General features: G+C 44.3%; 19 protein-coding genes. 11 read left to right on the forward strand and 8 right to left on the reverse strand.

The genetic code is table 11. The features are described 5' to 3' along the window. Positions 1–96 precede the first annotated feature (96 nt). The 4 genes from IRE19_RS14535 to IRE19_RS14550 form a co-directional block, all read right to left on the reverse strand. Complete coding sequence (locus tag IRE19_RS14535; protein ID WP_191716603.1) at positions 97–660, reverse strand: HTH-type transcriptional regulator Hpr; 564 nt, start codon at positions 658–660, stop codon at positions 97–99. Positions 661–882: 222 nt separating this feature from the next. Continuing rightward, complete coding sequence (locus IRE19_RS14540; RefSeq protein WP_203340962.1) at positions 883–1,305, reverse strand: YtxH domain-containing protein; 423 nt, start codon at positions 1,303–1,305, stop codon at positions 883–885. 125 nt (positions 1,306–1,430) lie between these two features. Then, complete coding sequence (locus IRE19_RS14545) at positions 1,431–1,961, reverse strand: tryptophan transporter (RefSeq protein WP_191716601.1); 531 nt, start codon at positions 1,959–1,961, stop codon at positions 1,431–1,433. A 104-nt stretch (positions 1,962–2,065) separates the two neighbouring features. After that, complete coding sequence (locus tag IRE19_RS14550; RefSeq protein ID WP_191716600.1) at positions 2,066–2,497, reverse strand: HIT family protein; 432 nt, start codon at positions 2,495–2,497, stop codon at positions 2,066–2,068. 109 nt (positions 2,498–2,606) lie between these two features. Here IRE19_RS14550 and IRE19_RS14555 point away from each other — a divergent pair, with 109 nt between their 5' ends. Both IRE19_RS14555 and IRE19_RS14560 read left to right on the forward strand, forming a co-directional pair. Further along, positions 2,607–3,356: an ABC transporter ATP-binding protein gene (locus IRE19_RS14555; protein WP_191716599.1), complete on the forward strand. Its 750-nt coding sequence runs from the start codon at positions 2,607–2,609 to the stop codon at positions 3,354–3,356. Further along, the gene (locus tag IRE19_RS14560; protein WP_203340963.1) at positions 3,340–4,542 is read left to right on the forward strand and encodes an ABC transporter permease; all 1,203 of its coding nucleotides are present in this window, start codon (positions 3,340–3,342) and stop codon (positions 4,540–4,542) included. The genes IRE19_RS14555 and IRE19_RS14560 overlap by 17 nt, the downstream gene beginning before the upstream one ends. Before the next feature lie 42 nt (positions 4,543–4,584). Here IRE19_RS14560 and IRE19_RS14565 read toward each other — a convergent pair whose 3' ends face one another. The 3 genes from IRE19_RS14565 to IRE19_RS14575 all read right to left on the reverse strand — a co-directional run bounded on the left by IRE19_RS14565 (position 4,585) and on the right by IRE19_RS14575 (position 7,484). Beyond that, entirely contained in the window at positions 4,585–5,754 is a 1,170-nt protein-coding gene (locus IRE19_RS14565; protein WP_203340964.1) for an amidohydrolase, read from the reverse strand. 169 nt (positions 5,755–5,923) lie between these two features. Beyond that, complete coding sequence (locus IRE19_RS14570) at positions 5,924–6,919, reverse strand: sodium:calcium antiporter (protein WP_203340965.1); 996 nt, start codon at positions 6,917–6,919, stop codon at positions 5,924–5,926. A 52-nt stretch (positions 6,920–6,971) separates the two neighbouring features. Further along, positions 6,972–7,484: an antibiotic biosynthesis monooxygenase family protein gene (locus tag IRE19_RS14575; RefSeq protein ID WP_203340966.1), complete on the reverse strand. Its 513-nt coding sequence runs from the start codon at positions 7,482–7,484 to the stop codon at positions 6,972–6,974. A gap of 209 nt (positions 7,485–7,693) precedes the next feature. Between IRE19_RS14575 and hemE the strand changes: the two genes are divergently transcribed. The 4 genes from hemE to IRE19_RS14595 are packed head-to-tail and all read left to right on the forward strand — an operon-like array spanning position 7,694 to position 11,628. Further along, positions 7,694–8,740, forward strand: a complete 1,047-nt coding sequence (gene hemE, locus IRE19_RS14580; RefSeq protein WP_203340967.1) for a uroporphyrinogen decarboxylase — start codon at positions 7,694–7,696, stop codon at positions 8,738–8,740. A 24-nt stretch (positions 8,741–8,764) separates the two neighbouring features. Continuing rightward, positions 8,765–9,697 (forward strand): ferrochelatase, encoded by a 933-nt coding sequence (gene hemH, locus IRE19_RS14585; RefSeq protein ID WP_203340968.1) that lies wholly within the window; start codon positions 8,765–8,767, stop codon positions 9,695–9,697. A gap of 24 nt (positions 9,698–9,721) precedes the next feature. After that, a complete protein-coding gene (gene hemY / locus IRE19_RS14590; RefSeq protein ID WP_203340969.1) occupies positions 9,722–11,161 on the forward strand; it encodes a protoporphyrinogen oxidase in 1,440 nt (479 codons plus the stop codon). Then, positions 11,158–11,628, forward strand: a complete 471-nt coding sequence (locus tag IRE19_RS14595) for a FixH family protein (RefSeq protein WP_191716591.1) — start codon at positions 11,158–11,160, stop codon at positions 11,626–11,628. Before hemY ends, IRE19_RS14595 begins: the two co-directional genes overlap by 4 nt. 877 nt (positions 11,629–12,505) lie before the next feature. Here IRE19_RS14595 and yhfH read toward each other — a convergent pair. Next, complete coding sequence (gene yhfH, locus IRE19_RS14600) at positions 12,506–12,631, reverse strand: protein YhfH (RefSeq protein ID WP_008430608.1); 126 nt, start codon at positions 12,629–12,631, stop codon at positions 12,506–12,508. A 143-nt stretch (positions 12,632–12,774) separates the two neighbouring features. On the opposite strand from yhfH, the gene lplA reads away from it, so the two are divergent. The 5 genes from lplA (at position 12,775) to IRE19_RS14625 (ending at position 18,232) form a co-directional block, all read left to right on the forward strand. Continuing rightward, a complete protein-coding gene (gene lplA / locus IRE19_RS14605; RefSeq protein WP_191716590.1) occupies positions 12,775–13,767 on the forward strand; it encodes a lipoate--protein ligase in 993 nt (330 codons plus the stop codon). Positions 13,768–13,839: 72 nt separating this feature from the next. After that, on the forward strand, positions 13,840–14,544 hold the full coding sequence (locus IRE19_RS14610; protein ID WP_191716589.1) for a response regulator transcription factor: 705 nt from the start codon (positions 13,840–13,842) through the stop codon (positions 14,542–14,544). Then, positions 14,544–15,647, forward strand: coding sequence for a sensor histidine kinase (locus tag IRE19_RS14615; protein WP_191716588.1), 1,104 nt, complete (start codon positions 14,544–14,546; stop codon positions 15,645–15,647). Before IRE19_RS14610 ends, IRE19_RS14615 begins: the two co-directional genes overlap by 1 nt. Then, positions 15,550–16,323, forward strand: coding sequence for an ABC transporter ATP-binding protein (locus IRE19_RS14620; protein ID WP_191716587.1), 774 nt, complete (start codon positions 15,550–15,552; stop codon positions 16,321–16,323). The genes IRE19_RS14615 and IRE19_RS14620 overlap by 98 nt, the downstream gene beginning before the upstream one ends. Next, positions 16,295–18,232, forward strand: coding sequence for an ABC transporter permease (locus IRE19_RS14625; protein WP_191716586.1), 1,938 nt, complete (start codon positions 16,295–16,297; stop codon positions 18,230–18,232). The genes IRE19_RS14620 and IRE19_RS14625 overlap by 29 nt, the downstream gene beginning before the upstream one ends. Positions 18,233–18,317: the final 85 nt, after the last annotated feature.

Consider the following 18,317-nt stretch of genomic DNA (forward strand, 5'->3'; position numbering starts at 1 on the left):
GCATCTCCTATTACTAAAATCATTTTTGAGTCGATACATACAATACAATGATTTTTTAGGAAATGCAACCATAAATTAATTTTGGAAATTCACTGATTATTGCTGGCTTTCCTGGTGCACAATCACATGGTTTTCTTCACTAAACCGGTTCTCGATATTTTTAAAGGAAGCTTCAAAAATCTCCATGAAATCATCGCCGTAAATGTTGCGGATTACCGCCATAATATCCATGAACTCGGGGAATTTTCCATACAGTTCGCGCAGTTGAAGAGAACCGTCTATTACAGAATGGGGAGTCTCGTGATAATTTTCAATCATTTCCTGCATGAGCTTTTCGCCTTTCTCAGTCAGTTGGACGTATGTATTGCGTTTGTCCGTATCCCGTTTTGAAAAAGACAGCAATTCACGTTCTTCCAGTTTTTTTGAAAAGTTAAAAGCGGTCGAAACATGCATGACGCCAAACTTTGCGACATCAGAGATGGAAGCTCCTTTTAAATGGTAGGAGATCCAAAGGATATGGTGCTCATTAATATTCAGGTCATAAGGTTTTATCCATAACTGCCAGTCTTTTTCTACAGCTTTCCAAAGAGCTTTTGACAATTGTCCGATGCGCTGGCTAAACAGCATAGCCTCTTTCATGGTATATTCCTTCTCGTTCATGTAGGCACCAACTTTCCTCCGAAATATTTTCTTTATTATAGCAGTAAAGCAAACGTAATTAAAGTAAGAATAGTAAAATAATTTACATTTGAAAAATTCCCTTGATCTATTGCTTTTTCTACGTATAAAACGCAAAAAAAAATAGCCGCCCGAAGGCAGCTTCTCTAGCCCGTTCTTCTGTAAAGAAGGGATAAAGAACTTCACTGAGCGTAAAATCCAGCTTTACGCAGTTTGTGTATCGTCATCGACTTTTTCTTTTTTCGGTTTATCATCGTCGTCTTTGTCTTTTTTATCTTTGCTGAGTGTATTCTGCAATTCTTCAATAGCATTCTGGATTGCCATGATCTCCAATTGAAGATGCTCTTTAGCTGGTGCAGTGCTTTCTGTCCAATTTTCCAAAGAAGATTTCAATCCTTCAACTGTTTCAGGCAGTTGGGATTTTGCTTCTTCTGTTAAATGGTTGATCGACTCTTTTAAGCCATTCACTTTTACCTTCAGTTCGTTCAAGTATTCTTTCCATTCAGATGATGTCGACTTTACCGAGGTACGGAAATCCTGCCCTGATTGTGGTGCAGAGAATAAAGCCGTTGCAGCTCCAGCTGCCAAACCTGTAGCGAGTCCTAAGAAAAACCTTGATGCTCTCATGTATGAAACGCCCCTTTCTTCCTATAAGCTTCTTTTCCTTTATTTTAACTAATTAAAACATAAAATTGAATGACTATTCAATAAAAAAAGCTTTTCGCCAAAAATAATGACGAAAAGCTTTTGGTTTAAGCAGCTTGCGAAACAGCCGTTTCAAATTTTGAACGCTTGACCAATGTGATGACAATCGGGTAAATCAAAGCGAAAGCGACTCCGTTCATCACTACTGCAGGCAATACCACTGTCACAACCAACAGGCTGAATGGGATATTGGCGCCAATTACAAAAATGGCAGCAGACAGGAAGATCGTTCCGGACAATAAAGTTCCGACTGAACAAAGGGCAATGGTTACGGGCAATTTGGAAACGAATTTCTTCAGGATCATCACCAAAGCAAGGAAAACAAATGCCGTGATGAATTTATCGATGATATTCGGGAAAAATCCTCCTGGGAATGTAGAAAACAGTCCGGATAGAACACCCGTCGTTACCGCCAATAAAAACACATTTTTTACATTCGGGAATAATAGGATGCCGACAAACATCATGGTCAACATGAAATCGGGCTTCATCCCGCCGTTAATGCCTGGAATCACCACATAAAGAGTGGCTCCGACGCTGACCAGCAACGCCATTAAAACTAAATTCTTCGTATTCATTTCTCATCTCTCCTCAGCTCTGTGCTAGTTTCTTTTTCCCGGACGTGTCCTCATGACCGCCGGCGAAAAACTTATACTGATTCTATCCTGTTCACCCTAGAAAATCAAGCATCAGCGGCTAATTTTTCTTTGACGCTTTCTGCAAGTTCCTGGATGCGTTCAGACGTGAATTCTTTTTCTTTGGTCATCCATTTGGCACCGAACCCATCACTTTCACCATAGCGAGGGATAAAATGCAGATGAAAATGGAACACGCTTTGGCCCGCTTTGGCACCATTATTGTTCAAAAGATTCATGCCTTCAGGCTCAAATGTTTCTTTGATGGCTTTGGCAATTCTAGGCGCTACGGAAAATAGATTGGCTGCTTCTTCAGGCGCTAAATCATAAACAAATTCACGATGTGTTTTGGGAATAAGCAAAGTATGTCCTTTTGACAAGGGCATGATATCCATAAAAGCAAAAACATGTTCATCTTCATAAATTTTCACGCTCGGAATTTCGCCTGCAATGATTTTACAGAAAATACAATTTGTCATTGGTATCATCCTTTCCATTTTTCCCATTTTACCACAATTGCCATATCAGAAAAGAATTCGACAGCTGGATTTGGTACAATAGTTTAATAGAAAGAAAGAGGTGTTGTATATGGCTATATTGGAAGTTGACGCGTTGACAGGCGGGTATACACGCAAACCTGTCCTGCAGGAAGTGACATTTTCAATAAAAAAAGGAGAACTTGTTGGACTCATCGGATTGAACGGTGCAGGAAAGAGTACAACGATTAAACATATCATTGGGTTGATGCAGCCGAAATCGGGGCAGATCCGCTTGAACGGCAAAACTTTTGAAGAAGACATGGACGCTTATCGTTCTTCATTTTCATATATACCGGAAACTCCGGTATTGTATGAGGAACTGACGCTTCGGGAACACTTGGAGCTGACAGCGATGGCTTATAATATGGACCCAAAATTATTTGAAAAACGTTCTGCTGAACTATTGAAGGAATTTCGAATGGAAAAGCGCCTGAGATGGTTCCCATCCCATTTTTCGAAAGGGATGCGCCAGAAAGTGATGATCATGAGTGCTTTTCTCGTAAATCCAGCGCTCTATATCATTGATGAGCCGTTTGTCGGGCTGGATCCACTCGGCATTAAATCCTTATTGGACCAGATGGAGAAACAAAAGAAAAAAGGGGCATCGGTGCTGATGTCGACCCACATTTTGTCTACGGCAGAACGCTATTGCGACCGGATCATCCTGCTTCATAATGGACGGGTTCGTGCCAGTGGCACAATGGATGACTTGCGGAAAGCCTTCAATATGCCGGAAGCATCATTGGATGATTTGTACATTGCGATGACCGAGGATGAGCTAAATGAAGAGTTTGCATGATGTTTGGTCACGGAGACTTCAGAAATACACATTGGAAGTCCAAAATTATTTAAAATATATTTTCACTGGCCATATTGCTGTAGTTTTGCTGTTTGCTTTAGGCGCTGCTGGATTTGCCTATAGTGAATGGATTCAAAACATCCCACCGGAATTTCCTGGAGCTTTGGTGTTGGCCATCATCTTTGGTTTATTGCTGGCTTTCAGTCCGCCATCAACTTTGTTGAAGGAAGCAGACTCGGTGTATTTTCTGCCTTTGGAAAGCAAACTGGATGAATTTCTGAAGCCGGCTTTAAAATGGTCGTTCTTTTCCCAATTGTATTTGCCGGTCATTGTCTTTGTCGTTTCATTGCCGATGGTCAACGCACTATATGGCTTGCCTTCGTCCTATTTGATCGGCTTCCCGATTTTGCTGTTGCTGATCAAATGGTGGAGTGTCCAAACCGAATTTGCCTTCCGCCGTCAAGGGGCAGGGGAAAACGTCTGGCTGGACCGGATGTTGCGGCTCTTGCTGGTCGGGCTGTTTGTTTACTTCTATATAGAAGAGCAATTGATAATCGCGGTCGTTGTCCTGTTCGCCATTATATTGTATGGAAAATGGGTGGCAGGAAAAGCAGCCGGAAAACCTTTTGCCTATGAACATTTTATCGGATTGGAAGAAAACCGCATGCTGCGTTTTTACCAATTTGCCAATTACTTTACCGATGTTCCTCATCTAAAAGGAAAAATAAAACCGAGAACATGGCTGAATGGGCTTTATCGCCTCATCAAGCCAGGCCCCAAAAATGCGCATCTTTACTTGGTTTGGAGAACTTTTGTCCGATCCGATGAATTATTTTACTTATGGATTCGTTTGACTGCCATCATTATGGTGGGAGCATGGTTTATTCCATTCCAAATTGGTGTGGCATTGTTTGCCGGAGCACTGGCATTTGCAACGGTGATTCAGATATGGCAAGGCTTGACCCATACACAGCATTTCCGGATGGACAATCTGTTTCCGCTGACCCGTTTCAGCAGGCAACAGGCTGTCTGGAAACTCATCATGGCGGTACAGGCTCTGCAAAGTGCAGCAGCAGCTGTGACGCTCCTATTGCTGGGAGAGCCGCTTACCGCTTTATTGACATTCGCTGTCATTCTGTTGGTTTCCATCATTACGGCAACTGTATTGAAACAGAAAAATAAATAAACCAAGCCCGTCAGCTGACTAGAGCCGACGGGCTTGGTTTTTTCATTTGTGAAAATTTAGAGCCGCTGCGCCAAGCGTTTTAGCTGCCAGCAGCATGGCTTCTTCTTTGAAATCGAATTTCGGGTGATGGTGGGGATACACATCGCCATCCGGCATGGCGCCGGTAAAGAAGAACGTCCCAGGAATCTCCTCCAGGTAATAAGCGAAATCTTCTCCGCCCATTTGAGGTGGGCAATCATAGACTTCTGCAACTCCAGGCACAGTTTGGGCGATGCCTTTTACATAATGCGTCTCTTTTTCGTGATTGATGACTGGCGGATAGCCACGTTTGAAATTAAATTCGTAGCGGCTGTTATTGGCCATGCTGGTGCCTTCGATGACGCGCTCCATTTCAGTTTCCATCAGGCTTCGGACATCTTCTTTGAAGGAGCGGACAGTGCCGGACAAGACCGCTTGGTCCGCGATGATATTGAAAGGGTTCTGTGCGACGAACGAACCGACGGAAAGCACAGCCGATTCCAATGGATCCACTCGTCTGGACACCAATGGCTGCAGGTTAGAGACGATTTGTGAGCCGATGACGACTGCGTCGATTGTTTCGTGGGGGCTGGCGCCATGGCCACCGCGTCCTTGAACTGTCAGCTCGAAGCTGTCTGCAGCGGCCATGATCGGCCCGACACGCAAGTCGATTCTGCCAAATGGCGTGGTGGACCAAAGATGAGTGCCAAAAATCACATCGACTCCTTCTAAAACACCAGCTTCGATCATCGATTTAGCTCCACCGGGAACCAGCTCTTCGGCATGCTGGTGAATCACTACGTAAGTGCCTTCCAATTCATTGCGCATATTGTGCAAGGTTTTTCCAAGCACCAGCAGAGTGGCTGTGTGGCCATCATGTCCGCAGGCATGCATGACGCCCTCAACAGTTGATTTATAAGGCACATTTTCTTTCTGGTCCTGAATCGGCAAAGCATCGAAATCAGCACGCAAGGCGACGGTTTTGCCAGGTTTGGCGCCTTGAATTCTGGCGACGACGCCATTTCCACCGACACCGTGCTCGACTTCCACACCTAATTTTTCGTAATACTGGCGTATATACTGGGCTGTTTTGGTTTCGTGAAAAGAAGGTTCAGGATTCATATGCAAATGACGGCGAATTTCCACCATCTCTGGATAAGCGGCATCTAAGCCGGCGTATAGTTTTTCATTCATTGTCATAACTCCTTTCTGTTATAAAAGCATATCACAAAAATCTGTCAATTATGAAAAAGGAGTTCGAAAGAACTGTGAAAAATGGACAGGCCGAAGATACAGATTCATGGAAACAAAAAAACGCAGCCACCTCCCGCTTGGAAGATGGCTGCGCTTTGGGGCGATTTGATTAATAAGTAAAGTTTAAATAGGATGCTGCAAAGTATATAACGATGATAATTGCCGATGGAAGTGCATAAGATAGTGTAGAAGCACTTTTCTTCCGGTAAAGTGAAAATAGCGCCAAAACAGACATGATCAGAACACCGACCGCGATAATCATGTTCGCACCGGAAACATCCAACATGATAGGGCCCGCCGTGTAAACAGGGTCGGACAAAGCCAAAATGATCATGTTGAAGATGTTGCTTCCAAGAATTGCTCCGACAGCCATATTGACATTACTCAAGCGCAAGGCAACAAAAACAGAGATGGCTTCGGGCAATGAAGTAGCTGCTGCAATCAGGAAACTTCCGATAAAGCTGGAGCCGATTCCCGTAATGATTGCAATCTGATCGCCGGTTATAGATAAGGCGGTACCAGCAGCAAGAATGACCAGAGCGGCAACGATAAAGCGGGCAATTGCCGCTTTTGATGAAAGCGAAGCACTTGGATTTTCAGGCTCTTCTTCCGATTCAACAATTGCTTCGGCTTCAGGATCCAAAGAAGGCAATTTGTTGATGGCCACCATCCCGGCAATATACGTAATAGCGATAATTAAAGCATCCAAGCCGACGCCTAAAATTTGTATATCCAGACGCAGCCAAAGTGAAAGAATGACCATAATCGTCAACAGAATCCCAAGAAGGGCCGTGTAGATGTTATCACGCGAGGCGCGGTGTAAGATCTGGCGTCTTCTTAAAAGAAAGTCGAATCCGGCAAGGATGAACAAATTAAAAAGGTTCGAACCGATCATGTTGCCGACTGCAATATCCGCATTACCGATTGCAGCTGCTGAGAAACTGGTTGATACTTCCGGCAGGGAAGTAGCCCCTGCCAATAATAAGGTACCGACCATCATGCCGCCCATTGCCGTTTTAGAACTGATGACATCGGCGTATTGGGACAGCTTGATGGATGCGAACACGGTAAGTGCCGCTGCTAAAATAAAGATAACAAAAACCAATTAATTTCCTCCTTTTCAGGTATGTTTCCATTCAGATTAATGAAGGCTGTATTTATTCTTCTTCAGGTTTTGCTTTGTACGTACTGATGTATGATACACCTGAAAAAATATTGGGGCGTTGAGTTCCAGCCTTGTTTTCGGGTTGTCCTGAATGAGCTTGTGCAAATGCTTGAGTTTCTTTCCATTTTTCATAAAAAGCAGGGGACTCCCATTCAGTCAGAACGATGTACGTATCTGAATCAAGCGGTCTCAACACGCGGAAGGCAATGTATCCAGGCTCATTTTCGATGGCGCCTGCACGATTTTTAAACCGGTGCTCAAAAACCGGGCGGCCTTCATCGGATACCGGCACATTATTGAAGACGAAAAATCCTTTTTCTTTGAACTCGCCTGTGCCGTCCACTACTTCGTAACGGCGCGGTGTTTGGAAAATGGTTTTTCCTTCTGTTTCATGGAGCATCAAGGTTGTATTTTCACCTTGCATAAGGACCATCGTTTCTTCGGGGTGCTTGTCACGCATTTTTTTCATGAAATCGTATGTTCCAGTCGTCATATAAAGCTTCATTAAAATCCCTCCTGAAATAAATAATACATTCCTTATATTGTTCCCTTAAGAAAACTAGATGAAACAGGTTTGACGAACAAGTGAAAAGAGAAGCGTCTAATTTATGACAAATGCGCCGGCAATCTATACAATAAAGGGCGGAACGTCTATAGTATAGACGGATATGGGTAGACGAACAGAAAAGCAGAAGATTGAAGGGATGAAAATTCATGACATTTAAAGACACATACCTCCGCGCAGCACGAGGAGAGAAAACAGAACATACACCAGTTTGGTATATGAGACAGGCTGGACGTTCTCAGCCGGAATACCGCAAAATCAAGGAGAAATACTCATTAGAGGAAATCACGCATCAGCCGGAACTATGTGCATACGTGACAAAACTTCCTGTAGATCAGTATAATAACGACGCAGCGATCCTGTACAAAGACATTGTTACGCCATTGCCTGCAATCGGAGTGGATGTAAAAATTAAATCAGGCATCGGTCCCGTTATCGACAACCCGATCCGCAGTATGGCGGATATCGAACGTCTAGGCGAAATCAATCCTGAGCAAGATGTTGATTTTGTACTGGAGACGATCCGCATGCTGACGAAAGATCAATTGAATGTGCCGTTGATCGGTTTTTCAGGCGCGCCATTCACATTAGCCAGCTACATGATCGAAGGCGGACCTTCGAAAAGTTACAATAAAACTAAAGCGATGATGGTTTCAGAACCGGCTATGTGGTTTGCTTTGATGGATAAATTGGCAGATACCATTATCCCTTATGTAAAAGCACAAGTCAAAGCGGGTGCCAAAGCGATTCAAATTTTCGATTCGTGGGTCGGTGCGTTAAACGTTGAAGATTACCGCATCTTCATTAAACCGGTCATGGACCGTATTTTTGCTGAGTTGCGTACTGAAGGCGTGCCGTTGACGATTTTTGGTGTCGGTGCAAGCCATTTGGCAAAAGAGTGGCATGAGCTTCCAGTAGACGTAGTCGGTTTGGATTGGCGCCTGCCGATTTCCGAAGCGCGTTCTATGGGCTTGACCAAAGCTCTTCAAGGCAACTTCGATCCATCTTATTTACTGGCAGACTGGCCGGTAATTGAAGAACGGGCGAAAAAGATTTTGGATATGGGCTTACAGAACGATGGCTATATCTTTAACCTTGGCCACGGCGTATTCCCAGAAGTTAACCCGGATACTTTGAAACGTCTGACAGCATTTGTCCATGAATACAGTGCGGCTTATAAAAGTAATTTAAAATAGAATAAAATTCATTTCGAGGTGATTATGTTGAAGAAGACAATGGGATTATTAGTGATGGCGTATGGAACGCCTTATACAGAAGAAGATATTGAACGTTACTACACACATATCCGACGGGGCCGTAAGCCAAGCGAAGAAAGCTTAGAAGATTTGCGCAGCCGCTACAAAGCGATTGGCGGACTTTCACCGCTTGCAAAAATCACCAAAGATCAAGCACAAGGCTTGTGCGACCGTTTAAATGAAGTACAGGATGAAATTGACTTCAAAGTCTATCTTGGCCTTAAACACATCGAGCCGTTTGTTGAAGACGGTGTGGAAGAGATGAGAAAAGATGGCATCACAGAAGCCGTTTCAATCGTTTTGGCTCCTCATTTCTCTACTTTCTCGGTTAAATCATACAATGGCCGTGCAGCAGAAGCTGCTGAAAAAGCGGGCATTTCATTGACTTCAGTTGAAAGCTGGTACAAAGAACCGAAGTTCATCCAATACTGGAGCGAAAAAGTCAGTGCTGCATTTGCTGAAATGTCAGAAGAAGAACGTGCGAAATCTTGCCTGATTGTTTCGGCGCATTCATTGCCTGAAAAGATCATCGCAAGCGGAGATCCTTACCCCGACCAATTAAAAGAAACAGCTGAGATGATCCAACAAGCTACTGGTGTTGAAAACGTTGAAATCGGTTGGCAGAGTGCCGGACAAACAGGAGAACCTTGGATTGGACCGGACGTTCAGGATTTGACGCGTGATTTGTTTGAACAAAAAGGATACACATCTTTCGTTTACACACCGGTTGGCTTTGTGGCCGACCACTTGGAAGTTCTTTTCGATAACGATTATGAATGTAAAGTTGTTTGCGACGATATTGGTGCAACCTACCGCCGTCCAGAAATGCCAAACGTTCAGCCATTATTCATTGATGGATTGACTGACGTTGTGTTAAGAAAACTGGCGGAAAAATAAAGCAATTGAAAGTGAGGATTAAACGTGGCCGAACAAACGCATAAAGTAATCGTCGTGGGCGGAGGCATCACAGGTCTGTCATCGGCATATTACTTACAAAAACTGGCGATAGAACAAGGTTTGGCGATTGATATTACAGTGATTGAAGCAGCCCATCGCCTTGGTGGAAAAATCCAAACCCTTCAAAAAGACGGTTTTGTAATTGAGCGTGGTCCGGATTCGTTTATCTCACGAAAAAACAGTATCCAGCAATTAGCGAAAGAGTTGGGCATTGAAGACCAATTGATCCAAAGTGCTCCTGGCACAACTAAAGTGGCGGTCGAAAATGAACTTTATTCGATACCGGCAGGGTCTGTTATGGGAGTGCCAACGAATTTCGGATCGTTTCTTGCTTCAGGCATCAGTTCCTGGTCCGGCAAAGCTCGTGCTATGGGAGATTTCTTCCTGCCCACAACAACTTCTGCTGAAGACCAGCCGCTTGGGCCTTTCTTGAGACGGAGATTTGGCAATGAGTTGGTCGAAAATTTGATTGAACCGCTATTTTCCGGTGTATTTGCCGGAGATATCGACCGTTTGAGCATCAAGTCGACTTTTCCTGAATTGCTGGAAGCAGGAGAACAGCAACGAAGCTTGATTCGTGGCTTGAAGAAAAATCAAGTAGCAAATTACCGCGCATTTGATACCGAAAAAACAGGCATCTTTCAAACATTTTCCAACGGCATTGAAACACTTGTGCAAACCTTGGAAAAAGAGCTGCATACATGCACCATTCTAAAAGGTATCAAAGTTGAAAACCTGGTGCAAAAAGGCAAACAAGTGGAATTGCGTTTGAACAATGAAGCATCGATGATTGCAGATAGTGTCATTTTCGCTTTGCCGCATGCCAAGTTGATGCCGATTTTTGAACCTTTGGGTTTGCTGAAAGGCTTGAAAGACATGCCTTCCACATCCATTGCGACAGTATCGATTGCATTTCCAGAAGGGGCCGTAAAAAACCCAAAGGACTGCACGGGATTTGTGGTTGCACGAAACAGCGATTTCACCATAACAGCCTGTTCGGCTGCACACCTGAAATGGCCGACGTTGATTCCGCCGGGCAAAGCTCTTTACCGGTCATTTATCGGGCGTGTCGGGGACGAGGCGGTCGTTGAGTTGTCTGATGGAGAGATTGTTAAAGCCGTATTGGAAGACCTGCACAAATTGATGGATATACAGGAAGAGCCTGAATTTACCATCGTCTCGCGTTGGAAAGAAGCGATGCCGCAATATCTGGTAGGTCATGGAGATCGGATTGCGGCAGCGAAAAAGGAAGTGCAGGACGCTTTGCCGATGGTGCAGATTGCAGGAGGTTCTTTTGAAGGATTTGGATTGCCTGCTTGTGTCGATCAAGGAAAAGCGGCTGCCGAACTATTGCTTGAACGATTTGTTGCTGAGTCACTCAGCATGGAGGGAACTGCAAAATGAAAAAAATGATGTGGCTTGGATTGCCATTTTTATTGTTGGCTGGCTGCGGATCGGAAGAAGCGGATTCTGCAGGCACTGGTGAGATGATTGAAGAAGTGATGGTGGAGTTCAATACCGAACCGCAAGCCGATCCGGCTGAGGAAGTCCTGCTGTCAGTAGCGTTGAGCCAAGGAGACGAAGCTGTGGAAGATGCAAGTGAAGTTGTCTATGAAGTATGGGAGTCGGGCGACCGCAACAACAGCGAGATGATTACTGCTGAACATACGAAAGATGGCATCTACGAAGCGGAAACCAGCTTTGAAGAGGAAGGTCTGTATTACATGCAGGCACATACAACAGCAAGAGGTATGCACGTTATGCCGAAACAGGAAATCACGGTCGGCAACCCAGACCCGGATTCCATTGTTCCGGATGACAGTGACGATTCACAAGGCATGGACAAAATGGACGGCCACTCTGGGCATTGATCCATTATTGAAAAAGCACCGCTTAGGCGGTGCCTTTTTTATGTGGAAAAGAGAAAGAGTAATATTGATAGATTTTAGTAAGGTTCTATAAGTCGCTTCGGCCGCTTTGGAGTGGGTTCCCACAATAAGCCAGGAAAAGTAGAGAGGTAATAGTTTTAGTGAAGTTCTAAAAGCAGCTTCGACCGCTCTGGAGAGGACTGCCGCCATAAGCCGGGCATCGCTTCTCTTGCCAGTCCTATGGCTCCGTCCCCTCCTGGACGCGGCTCAGCCCGGGGTGTGGGGGATAAATAGTGAGCCATATTTGCATGGAGTAGTTAGGTAATGTGGAGTTTTGGAAACGCTCGGCAGCGGTAATGCACGCGCCTTCGCTTCGACTGGGTGAGGTTACATGTGGTTTTGTGGTTCTACAGGATAATTTGGTGTTTCTACATGAACTATGCAGGTTTCTACCGGGAGATGTGGCGCTTCTACATGAATTAGCTGCTTCTCTACATGAAGTTTCTGCGTTCCTACACGAATTTCGCGAAAAGTCATGCAAACTAGAATGCTCAATGGGTGAATAATCGATCCTGGTATGTGAGCCAAACTGTAACAGGAAGTGTCACTGCCTATTCAGGCTGTTCGCACGGCGAACAGCTTCCAGTCCGAGCTTGATCTTTTATGAAACAGATGAAATGCAGGTAAGGATATGGATAGTGCAGGTAAAGGAGCGATTAGTTCAGATAGAAAGATATCATGTTCAGGCAGCTGCCCCAAATATTATGATAGCAAGAAGAGTTACCCAGATAGAAGCAGTTTTTCACCATTTGGATTCAATACAAAAAGAAACAGCGCCAGTAAGCGCTGCTTCGTTTTTTATAAGTATGTTTGCTGAATCTTATAAGTTGTTGCAGGAATCACATTGAGTACCATAACATTCATGCTGCTCTTCCATTTTTTCTCCACAAGATGCGCATTGTTTCGGGGGCAAGTTCTTGAAAAATTCGACTACGTTTTCAATCATAACTTCCATCTCCTTTTTGTTATAGTACTGTTGGTGTTTAGAACAGTGTATTATAACAGTTTGGATTCGTCAACCCTAAACCGTGAATTTATTTGAAAAATCCGTTAAACTAATAAAAGGAACGCAGCCAAAGGAGAGAGATTATGTATTTCGTAGATAATAAAGGCATTACAGACCCACGCATCAACTTGGCAATTGAAGAATACTTATTGAAAACGATGGATGTTGAAAAAGATCCGTTTCTTCTGTTCTATATCAATGAACCTTCTATTATTATCGGCAAAAATCAAAACACAGCTGAAGAAATCAATACTGATTATGTAGATTCAAATGGCATCCACGTCGTACGCCGTTTATCTGGCGGCGGAGCGGTCTATCATGACCTTGGCAATTTGAACTATAGCTTTATTACGGTCGATGACGGAAACAGCTTCCGCAATTTCCGTAAATTCACGGAGCCAGTGGTAAAAGCGCTTCAAAGCCTGGGCGTCAATGCTGAGCTTTCAGGACGCAATGACTTAATGGCAGAAGGCCGGAAAGTATCGGGCAATGCCCAGTTTTCTACAAGAGGCCGTATGTTCAGCCATGGCACGTTAATGTTTGATACAGAAGTGGATGCGGTGGTCTCAGCATTGAAAGTCAGCAAAGAAAAAATTGAATCAAAAGGGATCAAGTCGATCCGCAGCCGGGTGGCAAACATTTCCGAGTTTTTGAAAGAGCCGATGACCGTGACCGAATTCCGCAACGCGATTCTGCACTCGATATTTGAAGGGGAAGAAAATGTCCGCTACTACGAATTGACCGACGAAGATTGGAAGAAAATCCATGAATTATCAAAAGAGCGCTACGGCAATTGGGACTGGAACTACGGCAAATCGCCGAAGTTCAATATTAAGCATTCCCATCGCTTCCCGGTCGGCGGCATTGATGTCCGTCTCCAAGTAGAGAATGGCATTGTCCAAGACGCCCATATTTACGGTGACTTTTTCGGGGTCGGCGACGTTTCTGAAATTGAACAAGCCATCACCCGTTCGAAATACGAACGTGCATCTTTAGATAAAGCGATTGCCGGAATTGATATCCCGAAACTTCTCGGAGGCATCACGACGGAGGAATTTTTGAAATTAATTTATTAAGAATTTCCGGGAGCCTGCTTTTATGCAGGCTCTTTTGTTAAAATGGAAAGAAAAAGGAAAGGGGGAATCATTGTGGCTGTTCAACGGATCTTCATTGTAGAAGATGATTTGAAAATAGCGGAGTTGTTGGCAGAAACCTTACGGAAATACCATTACGAAGTGGAGACCGCAAAAGATTTTGATCAAATCATCGAAGAATTCGAAGCTTTTGATCCCCATTTGATTTTACTCGATATTAATTTGCCTTCTTATGATGGTTATTATTGGTGCCGTCAATTAAGGCAGCAGACCACATGTCCGATATTATTCATTTCTGCCCGTTCTGGAGAAATGGACCAAGTCTTCGCTTTGGAAAATGGTGGAGATGATTTTATTACGAAACCTTTCCATTACGAAATCGTCCTTGCAAAAATAAGAAGCCATCTGCGCAGAGCCTATGGTGAATATGCACCAAAGCAGGAAGAACGATCGGTCAAAGCAGGCCGTATCGTGCTGTTCATGGAGCGCATGGAACTGCATGTCAAAACGGAAGCCATTCCGCTGCAGAAAAAGGAATGCACAATAATAGAGCTGTTGCTGTCTCATTACCCGAAAGTGGTATCACGGGAGCAGCTGCTGGAAGAACTATGGGATGATCAGGCATTCGTTGATGAAAATACGCTTAATGTCAATATGACACGCGTCCGGAAAAAGTTGGCTGACTATGGCGTTAAATCGGTCATCGAAACGGTAAGAGGAGCAGGATACCGCCTGTTGTTGCATGAGGAGGAAGCCTGATGCTGCGATTGTTTTTGAAAGAACATGCGGCGTTCATTGTTTTCCAAATTGTGCTTGTGGCGTTTATCATGCTGCTGTATTGGCTGGATGGTTTCCGCAACGTGGATACGGCCATTTATTCCTTTGTGATCAGCAGCGTATTGGTGATTACGTTTCTGACGGCGCGCTTCGTCAAACGGTATCAATATTATCAGCGGATTTTGGCGAAACCGCAAAGCATGGAGCATGCCTTGCAGCGGGAAGGGAAATCACCTGAACAGGTTCAAACAGAGATCTATCTTCAGGAATTGTATCGCCTGTATCAGCACGAAGTGCAAACATTGTATGCCACTCAAAATCGGCACCTGCAATTCATGAACCAGTGGGTGCATCAAATGAAAACGCCGTTATCCGTCATGCATCTGCTGTTGCAGGAAGAACAGGAACTTGATAAGAGCAGCGTCCGTGAAGAAATGGATCGGTTAAAAGCAGGCTTGGATACAGTGTTGATGAATGCGCGTTTGGATACATTTGAACAGGACATGCAGATTGAACAAGTATCGCTGCGGTCGTTGGTCAGCGAAGTCACCAATGAAAACAAACGGTTGTTCATATCAAAGCGCGTCTATCCGGAGATTTCAATTGGAGAAGAGCATATCGTTGCGACCGACCAGAAATGGATGAAATTTATCATCGGCCAATTTTTGACGAATGCAGTCAAATACACCTTTGAAGCCAATAAAAAAGTGTTTATTGCTGCAGAATGTACAAATGGCAATACTTTGCTGACCATACGGGATGAAGGGATTGGAATTCCTTCATCTGATCTGCCGCGCATCACTAAGGCATTTTTCACCGGAGAAAACGGACGGAAGACTGGAGAATCCACCGGCATGGGCCTGTATCTGGCAAAAGAAGTTTGCCGCAAGCTGGGCCATGAATTGGAGATTTCTTCGGTTCAAGGAGAAGGGACGACCATCTCTGTTCTGTTCTTCAACCAAGATCTTGCAACACAGGAGGAGAACGATGACAGTAGTAAAAATCGACGAAGTGACAAAAGTATACGAGGGGAAAGTGGCACACCGGGCAGTCAACCAGCTGAGCTTCACAGTGGAAAAAGGTGAATTCCTGGCAGTGATGGGACCCTCAGGCAGCGGCAAAACGACGTTGTTGAACTTGATTTCAACCATTGACTCGTTGACTTCGGGAGAGATTTTGATTGATGGCATCAACCCGCATTTATTGGGTAAAAATGAGTTGGCCCTGTTCCGCAGAAGGGAATTGGGTTTTGTATTTCAGGACTTCAATTTGCTGCAGATGCTGACCGTTGAGGAAAATCTTGTGTTGCCGTTAACGCTCGATTATGTACCAATCGATGAAATGGCGCGCCGTGTACTGGTCATTGCCAAACGGCTGGGACTGACATCCATCCTTCATAAACGGCCAAACGAAATTTCTGGAGGAGAAGCACAGCGTACTGCAATCGGACGGGCGCTTATTCATCAGCCGGCATTGATACTGGCTGATGAGCCAACAGGAAACTTGGACTCAAAGTCTTCACGTGACGTGCTGGAGATCTTATCCAATGTGGCCAATGACAGTGAAACAACCATCATCATGGTGACGCACGATCCGATTGCTGCAAGTTACTGTGACCGTGTGCTGTTCATCAAAGACGGTGAATATTTCAATGAAATCTATGGAGACGACCGGCGCCAGACATTTTATCAGCGAATTTTGAATGTCTTGTCTTTGCTAGGAGGATCCGTGAATGACCTTTCGGCAACTCGCTTACCATAACGTTGTCCGCAATCGCAGAAATTATGCGGCTTTCTTTTTAGCCAGTGTTTTTTCAGTCATGGTATTCTTCGTCTACTCGATGTTCATTTTTCATCCGGCATTTGAAGAAGAAGGTCTGCGGCTATTGGCAATCCGCGGAATGCTGATTGCCGAAGTCGTTCTGTACATTTTCACTTTGTTTTTCCTGTTCTATTCCATGAGCGCCTTTTTACAGGCAAGGTCAAAGGAATTCGGGGTCTTGATGCATCTAGGAATGACGAAAAAGCAATTGAATAAATTGATTTTCTTTGAAATGCTGATCCTTGGGACGGTATCAACCGTAACGGGCATCGCTTTCGGCTTTGCTTTTTCGAAATTCTTTTTCATGGTCGGCCGTGAAATCATGGATCTTGATAGCTTGCCACTGTATGTCTCCTGGGAACCTTTCCTGTTGACGATTGCAGCGTTTGCCAGTTTGTTCGTTATCATCTCTTTCATCAGCGTAGGCTTTATCCGTACGAAGCAAGTTGTCGATTTGCTGCAGGGATTTTGGAAAGTGGAAGAAGAGTCGAAATCGTCAACCGTGCTTTCTGTTATGGGCATTGTCTTTTTGGCTATAGCCTATACATTTGCTGCGAATGTTTCAGACCGTACTGTATACCAGATGATTTTCATTGTTCCGCCACTTGCCACATTCGGCACGTATTTGTTTTTCACCCATACGCTGCATTCATTATTGCGTTTATACAAGCGCAAAAAAAATGTCTATTGGGAAAAGACGAGGCTGGTGTCTTTAGCGGAAGCTTCAGTCAAACTGAAAGACAGTGCCCAGATGTTCTTTATCGTCACAATCGTGTCGACTGTTGCATTTTTGACAGTGGGTACACTGGCGTCTTTCATGTCGTATACAGGAGATTTCCGCGAATCAAATCCATTGGGGCTCGTTTATATTTCATTTAATGGCAACGAGCAGGAAACAGAGCATATCGAACGCCTTACCCGCCAATTGGAAAATGAACAATTGGCTTACGATATGGTGGAATTGACGGTCAAACGGCAAACTTCCGGTGCCACTGGAAACGATGTCGATATCTTAGCACTGTCTGAGTTTAATCGCTTGGCAGCCAGCCTCGGCTTTCAAGCGGCAGAATTGCAGCAGGGAGAAGGCATGTTTGTTCCATTTTCGTTGGATGCCTTAAAAGAGCTGGAGGAAACCAGTGTTGAAACGGTGCTGTTTGAAAGTGATGTTGGCTTATCGATTGAGTCGACGTATCCACATGTCGTCTTCCCGATCCATACTTTGAACATCAATACGATTGTTGTGAGCGACGCTGATTATGAAGCAATTGATGAACCCTTATTGGGATATGAACCCGGTGCGTCTGATTTCTCCTACTATGCTTTTGATGTATTGAATTGGACGGAAACAGTGAATGTTGGGAATCGATTAACGGAAACCGTCAACAACGCAGTGGAAAACGCTGATTTTAATGGAGTCAATTTCTTTTTTGAAAATCCAGGCGATGATTACCGTTGGTTTAAATCTTCATTCGCTTTGCTGTTGTTTATCGGGGTCATGGTAGCGGCCGTGTTCTTGCTGGCAGCAGGCAGCTTTATTTACTTTAAATTGTATACAGGACTTGAACGGGACCGGAAGCAATACAAGCTGCTGATCCGCATGGGCATGACCGACAAAGAACTGGGCAAAATCGTGAATCGCCAATTGATACCTCAATTCTTTTTGCCATGGGGCCTTGCTTTGCTGCACAGTGCATTTGCTTTTATCTCGCTGCAAGTCGTCTGGGAAGAATTTGCCGAGCTGTCAATCCTCATCGAGATGGCCATTGTGCTTGGCGGCTTTACCGTTGCCCAAATCTTATATTTCTTTTTGATCAGATGGCGTTATATAGCTCATCTTCAGGCACCGTAATTTTACGGTGCCTGTTGTATTGTCTGAAGATTTATTTTATAATGAAAACAGGGTAAAATATGAATGAGTATTCATTCAACACGAA

This window comes from Planococcus beijingensis (genome assembly GCF_016820615.1).
GTDB classification, from domain to species: domain Bacteria; phylum Bacillota; class Bacilli; order Bacillales_A; family Planococcaceae; genus Planococcus; species Planococcus notacanthi.

What these genes read in the sequence shown, in the direction of transcription:
- IRE19_RS14535 (WP_191716603.1), bottom strand. Translation starts at nt 660, where the DNA reads ATGAACGAGAAGGAATATACCATGAAAGAGGCTATGCTGTTTAGCCAG.
- IRE19_RS14540 (WP_203340962.1), bottom strand. Translation starts at nt 1,305, where the DNA reads ATGAGAGCATCAAGGTTTTTCTTAGGACTCGCTACAGGTTTGGCAGCT.
- IRE19_RS14545 (WP_191716601.1), bottom strand. Translation starts at nt 1,961, where the DNA reads ATGAATACGAAGAATTTAGTTTTAATGGCGTTGCTGGTCAGCGTCGGA.
- IRE19_RS14550 (WP_191716600.1), bottom strand. Translation starts at nt 2,497, where the DNA reads ATGACAAATTGTATTTTCTGTAAAATCATTGCAGGCGAAATTCCGAGC.
- IRE19_RS14555 (WP_191716599.1), top strand. Translation starts at nt 2,607, where the DNA reads ATGGCTATATTGGAAGTTGACGCGTTGACAGGCGGGTATACACGCAAA.
- IRE19_RS14560 (WP_203340963.1), top strand. Translation starts at nt 3,340, where the DNA reads ATGAAGAGTTTGCATGATGTTTGGTCACGGAGACTTCAGAAATACACA.
- IRE19_RS14565 (WP_203340964.1), bottom strand. Translation starts at nt 5,754, where the DNA reads ATGAATGAAAAACTATACGCCGGCTTAGATGCCGCTTATCCAGAGATG.
- IRE19_RS14575 (WP_203340966.1), bottom strand. Translation starts at nt 7,484, where the DNA reads ATGAAGCTTTATATGACGACTGGAACATACGATTTCATGAAAAAAATG.
- hemE (WP_203340967.1), top strand. Translation starts at nt 7,694, where the DNA reads ATGACATTTAAAGACACATACCTCCGCGCAGCACGAGGAGAGAAAACA.
- hemH (WP_203340968.1), top strand. Translation starts at nt 8,765, where the DNA reads ATGTTGAAGAAGACAATGGGATTATTAGTGATGGCGTATGGAACGCCT.
- IRE19_RS14595 (WP_191716591.1), top strand. Translation starts at nt 11,158, where the DNA reads ATGAAAAAAATGATGTGGCTTGGATTGCCATTTTTATTGTTGGCTGGC.
- yhfH (WP_008430608.1), bottom strand. Translation starts at nt 12,631, where the DNA reads ATGATTGAAAACGTAGTCGAATTTTTCAAGAACTTGCCCCCGAAACAA.
- lplA (WP_191716590.1), top strand. Translation starts at nt 12,775, where the DNA reads ATGTATTTCGTAGATAATAAAGGCATTACAGACCCACGCATCAACTTG.
- IRE19_RS14615 (WP_191716588.1), top strand. Translation starts at nt 14,544, where the DNA reads ATGCTGCGATTGTTTTTGAAAGAACATGCGGCGTTCATTGTTTTCCAA.
- IRE19_RS14620 (WP_191716587.1), top strand. Translation starts at nt 15,550, where the DNA reads ATGACAGTAGTAAAAATCGACGAAGTGACAAAAGTATACGAGGGGAAA.
- IRE19_RS14625 (WP_191716586.1), top strand. Translation starts at nt 16,295, where the DNA reads ATGACCTTTCGGCAACTCGCTTACCATAACGTTGTCCGCAATCGCAGA.